Annotated in this window: 7 protein-coding genes; 2 read left to right on the forward strand and 5 right to left on the reverse strand. The window is 53.2% G+C overall.

Features of this window, described 5'->3' with window-relative positions:
• Positions 1–187: 187 nt before the first annotated feature.
• Entirely contained in the window at positions 188–475 is a 288-nt protein-coding gene (locus HPY90_RS14835; protein WP_287195643.1) for a hypothetical protein, read from the forward strand.
• Positions 476–575: 100 nt separating this feature from the next.
• Here HPY90_RS14835 and HPY90_RS14840 read toward each other — a convergent pair whose 3' ends face one another.
• From HPY90_RS14840 to HPY90_RS14855, 4 genes are all read right to left on the reverse strand, one after another.
• Positions 576–1,346 (reverse strand): hypothetical protein, encoded by a 771-nt coding sequence (locus HPY90_RS14840; RefSeq protein ID WP_287195645.1) that lies wholly within the window; start codon positions 1,344–1,346, stop codon positions 576–578.
• Positions 1,347–1,510: 164 nt separating this feature from the next.
• The gene (locus HPY90_RS14845; protein ID WP_287195647.1) at positions 1,511–3,151 is read right to left on the reverse strand and encodes a DNA methyltransferase; all 1,641 of its coding nucleotides are present in this window, start codon (positions 3,149–3,151) and stop codon (positions 1,511–1,513) included.
• Positions 3,138–3,602: an ImmA/IrrE family metallo-endopeptidase gene (locus HPY90_RS14850; protein WP_287195649.1), complete on the reverse strand. Its 465-nt coding sequence runs from the start codon at positions 3,600–3,602 to the stop codon at positions 3,138–3,140. The genes HPY90_RS14845 and HPY90_RS14850 overlap by 14 nt, the downstream gene beginning before the upstream one ends.
• A 90-nt stretch (positions 3,603–3,692) precedes the next feature.
• A complete protein-coding gene (locus HPY90_RS14855; RefSeq protein ID WP_287195651.1) occupies positions 3,693–4,196 on the reverse strand; it encodes a helix-turn-helix domain-containing protein in 504 nt (167 codons plus the stop codon).
• Positions 4,197–4,277: 81 nt separating this feature from the next.
• Here HPY90_RS14855 and HPY90_RS14860 point away from each other — a divergent pair, with 81 nt between their 5' ends.
• Positions 4,278–4,508 carry a helix-turn-helix transcriptional regulator gene (locus tag HPY90_RS14860; RefSeq protein WP_287195653.1) on the forward strand — a complete coding sequence of 77 codons (231 nt, stop codon included), beginning with the start codon at positions 4,278–4,280 and terminating at the stop codon, positions 4,506–4,508.
• Positions 4,509–4,517: 9 nt separating this feature from the next.
• Here HPY90_RS14860 and HPY90_RS14865 read toward each other — a convergent pair.
• A partial coding sequence (locus HPY90_RS14865; RefSeq protein ID WP_287195655.1) for a hypothetical protein occupies positions 4,518–4,735 on the reverse strand: 218 nt, incomplete at its 5' end.

Here is a 4,735-nt window from a genome sequence, read left to right on the forward strand (position 1 = left end):
CCTTGGAGCGTTTGTACCCGACGGTGACACGGTAGGCGTGTGCTGTTCAAACGTGCGTTGCCTCTCGAAAATAGTTGAGCGTTACGGTTAAAGCGAGGGAGTAGCTCTGAATGCCACCGCTGCCGCTTTAGTAGCCGCTATCACTACCTTCCTTCTTGTGTTTAACTTCTACTTCTCGATCAAGAGATTGATAGCGGATGCGTGCTGGCTTATAGGCAGCATGTGGCACTTTTTCCGCCGGAAAGCAGTACGACTGAAACTTGAGTCAAGTCTCGAGGAGGTCGGGAAGGAGATAAACCGACGGGTACCTGGATCTGTGCCGCCGGTTGCAAAAATCAGGTGGGTTCCCCCTGACCAAGTACGGTCCATAATCGAAGATGGAAAGATAGTCCTTTTTCTAACCTTTGACAAAAAGGACGAAGTATTCAAGGAAGCAGTTGCTACTTACCACTACGTGAAAGCGGGTTTCTTATGATTCGGCCCGGATCATCACCGACCGGCAATCTTCTACTCGACCAGTTTCGCCTTTGAGCAATGCAAGAAATACAGAGCTTTCGACGTACACAATGGGTGGATCATTGCTCATCCCGCAACCTCCTGATGTATTCCTGTATGCTCAGGCCTCCAGTAATATCGGGAGCTATCCCGGTTACCTGATCGATGGAGGGTAGATCTTCCTCGCTCGAGAAGGGAATGAGCTGCAGGACCTTCATACTTCGAACTCTACCGGCGAGCTGCTTCAGCCGGCCGGTGGCTATGATGCGCTTCCCGAGCGCATTCCGAACTTCCTCGAACAGGCTCTCATCGACACGGCACTCGATCTTCTCGTCAGTGAGGTTGTCGTAAATATTGCACTGCAAACCGTTGCGTAGAGAAACCATCTCGATGGTGCCCTCGACGCTACCCCAGGTTTCTTCGAGTATGTTCTCTTGGGCAAGCAACCTGTCGGCAGCTTCAAGTGTTTTCTCTGTTAGACGCTTAACTGTATCAAGGGCACCTATCGCTATCGACGCACCTGTCCTATGAGCTATTACAGCGAGGTTCCTGACATAGGCGAGAGCAGGTCTAAACGCCTCCGGTAGTTCCTCCCCTCGCTCCAAGGCTACCAGCCCTCTGATTGCCGCCGAGCATGCTACCATGCCAGCCTGCGGATTTCCGATGGGCTCAACCGCAGCATGAGCACTGCCGACCGATAGCTCAGTGATAACCCAAACGAGTGGCTCTGGGTAACCCGTGTCAAGGCTGGACAACATCCCCCTAAACTCCTGAAGAGCATCCAAGAAGAGTTCAATCCTGACGAAACCCTCTTTGGAGTCTATGTCGATGCTCAATCCACTTCTTTTCACGTGCCACCCCCCTTCAGTCCTGTTATCACATATTCCCCGCAGGCCTGATTTGTTCCTTTTGGACCCGAAACGTTGCTCCTACCTCCGCACCGGGACCGAGTGCTCTCCCGGCTCTGCTCTTCGCTAGAAACGCGGCACTAGCTGCGACCAAGGTGCTCATCTTCTCATCCCCGGTCAGATATGAGCGGCTGCTCGATAACCGTACGCTTTCGTTGAGGCTTGGCTTTCTGGAAAGTGGCTTCGGCTACTCTCGGGAACTCCAACTTCTTGCCCGCGAGGAGCTCGCTAATCGTTAGAATCTGGAGCCTTGGATACTTCCCTCCGAGGAAAGCGGGTTCGTAGAAACCTGCTGATAAGGCCTCTTCTTTCATCGGCCTTGTCGGTTCCTCGAGGGTGATAAAGCATCCGATAACCGCTTTTTCACGCTCCATCACGCCTTTAAGGTCGCGTATTTGTGCGACGCTTACATGGCCACTCTTAACCTGCACGACAATCTTCTTGGGCTTGCCAGATTCATCGTCGAAGAAGTAGATGTACCCATCGATGCCAGCATCGGCACCTTTCTTGGTATCTTGGGCCGGACGGGCATCAACTAGCCCCAGGGCCCACATCTGGAACTGGTATCGTCCGTCGGGCTCGTTCAGAAGAGCACGTGCCGAGGCAAGATCTTGAGGCAGCCCTATTACTTCGTACGGTGAAAGCGACGAGCCGAAAGCAGCCAGACGGTGCTTCATAAGGGTTATAGCAATGTGCGTAATGTCTATACCTATCCACCTGCGCTGCAGGCGTTCTGCGACCACTATCGTAGTTCCGCACCCGCAAAACGGGTCGAGCACGAGGTCTCCCTCGTTGCTACTGGCTCGGATGATACGTTCGAGAAGAGCTTCGGGCTTCTGTGTGGGGTAGGGGAGGCGTTCTTTTGCGTGAGACTGAATAGGCTTAATATCTGTCCATGTGTCTCCTACAGATGTCCCCTCCTGCTCGTCTAAATAGCGCTTTAGCCTGGGAACCTTCCCTGGTGCAGATTGAACTATTAGGCCTTTCTTGTAGGCCTCCTGCATCTTTTCCTTTGTCCAGCGCCATACTCTTGTTACCCCGAGGAATTCGTAGGTGAGGTTTGGTCTGTTTTTATTTGGACTCGTCAGATCTGCCAGGCTGTATCGACGTCCTGTCTCTGGTTCCACATAGCGATAGAACTTCTGGATGTATTCCGGGCTGTGTCCTACATACTGTGGATTCCATACCCACTTGCCCGACTTGGCATAGCGAAGGATGTTGTCGTGGTTAGACGGAAACCGGGTAAACGAGTGTCCCTTGGCGTTTATCCTTTGCCATACTATGTCATTAACAAACTTGCCTGGCCCGAACACTGCGTCCATAAGTATCTTCAGGTAGTGGCTAGCTGTGGGATCGCAGTGGAGGTATACAGTACCGGTTGGCTTCAGAACCCTGTGAATCTCGACTAGCCGTATGGCCATCATTGTTAGGTAAGCCATCATGTCGTTAGTTCCTAGAAAGTTTCTCAATGCCTGCACTAAGTCGGCGACTCTCTTGGGTCCCCGCGTCACGATCTCATGGTACGCGCTTTCTGACTCTTCGCCCCAGTGCCAGGTGTCTTCAAACGCCGTGATCTGCGCAGCCGAGGGGGTACCGTTGTACTCTTTAAAGAGCACGTTGTAAGTAGCGTCGGACTTGAACGGCGGATCGAGGTAGATAAGGTCCACGGACTCGTCGGGGATGTGTTCCCGGAGTACGCGGAGGTTGTCACCGAAGTAGATCTTGTTCTTCCATTCACCCGACGACATTCTTATACCCTCCCGTAACTAGGCGGTAGCCAAGTTCGTCGAGGCGGAGCGTCATTGCTTCCGCAGATACGCCAAAGTGCTGACACATATCCGTAAGGCACATTCTTGCCCTGACGCACCGCCTGACTTCCGATCTTGGCATCAATAATTGGGCAGCGAATCGGCTTGCCCGCCGCTCACACATGGTCCAGGCCTCTTGTGCGTTGTATGTAAGGTACGTACCAGCCGGATCGAAGAGGTGGTGCCCTAGCTCATGAGCGATAGTGAAACGCTGTCGCTCCCACGAATGCGTGATGTTCACATAGAGGTACGACTTTCCCGGGAATTTATGCAGAATCCCGGAGATTTTATCGGGTAAGATGGTCAGGTATACCTGGACTTTGAGCGTTCTTGCTATTTCAATTACATCGACCGGGAACCTTCCGCTACGAGGAGCGGGTAGCACAATCACTACTCGATAACCCCCCGTACATATGTTCGTAACAGCTTCGCGACGTTGTTAGCCACTCTCCCACAACGGTGGCCGGTTCCTTCCTCCGGCCTACTCTTTTCTGGGACCGAACTCTTTCTCGTACCGCCGCTTGGCGTCCATCCAGGTTTCCACTATCGCTTCCAACTCCGCCGGGCTTAGGTCCTTCATCTTTAGTCCCCGCGCGAGGCGGAGATATGGCCAGCCGTGCTTGGATTCTTCTTCGACGAACTTTTGCATGTCGGGTGGCAGCTTCTTGACCCAATCTGGAAGAGCGGGATCAGTAGTCGTACTGTCATTGCCGAGCCGTCCCGGGTCGTCTGTTCGGCCTACGAGGTAATCGATAGAAACCCCGAAGAAGTCTGCGAGTCTGGATAGGATATCAGAAGAAGGCATACGTTCGTCGGTCTCATACTTGGCAATAGCCCAATAACTGAGGTTGAGCCTCTTGGCCAGCTCTTCACGACTCAATCCCCGCTGTTCACGCAGACCGATTAGCCTTTTCCCGAGGGTCAGGCGAACCATCTCCTCAGTCAGAATAGCACACAGGGTCCCACGCGGAAATTTTTTGGCCAAAATATCCAACCCCCCCTATTGACATTGGACACATCGTTCATTACTCTGGAAGTAGACCCACCGCCCAAGGAGATGATGAAAATGCGCGATCGACTTAAGGAACTGCGAATCAAAAGAGGATTGACCGTAAAAGACGTGGCTTCTAAAGTCGGCATATCGATTTGGCACTATTACAAGATCGAGCAAGGCCAACGCAACCCAACGATATTGGTCGCAAGAAGAATTGCCGAGACTCTCGGCGCTACAATAGACGGTCTATTTTTTGCGCCCGAATCGAACGATACGTCCAAGGAAGCCTCCGCCGATGCCTGAGCAGCGGTCTCAACCCTGCACCCTCTGCGGCGGCCCTACCCACTGGGACCCGGACTTCGCCGGAACCGGGTCTTGGTACTGTCCACGTTGCAGGGTCTGGACCGCCCCAAGTGACGGTCTCGAGGAGGCCCGACGGCAACGGTTTGTGTCCCTCGCTTTGCCCATCGCCCGCAGTTTACTGCGGCAGAAGAAGACAGCGTGACGAGAAAGGAGGTGAAAAACGTGAA

The sequence above is a fragment of the Syntrophothermus sp. genome (assembly GCF_013314835.1).
In the GTDB taxonomy this organism is placed as follows: Bacteria; Bacillota; Syntrophomonadia; order Syntrophomonadales; family Syntrophothermaceae; genus Syntrophothermus; species Syntrophothermus lipocalidus.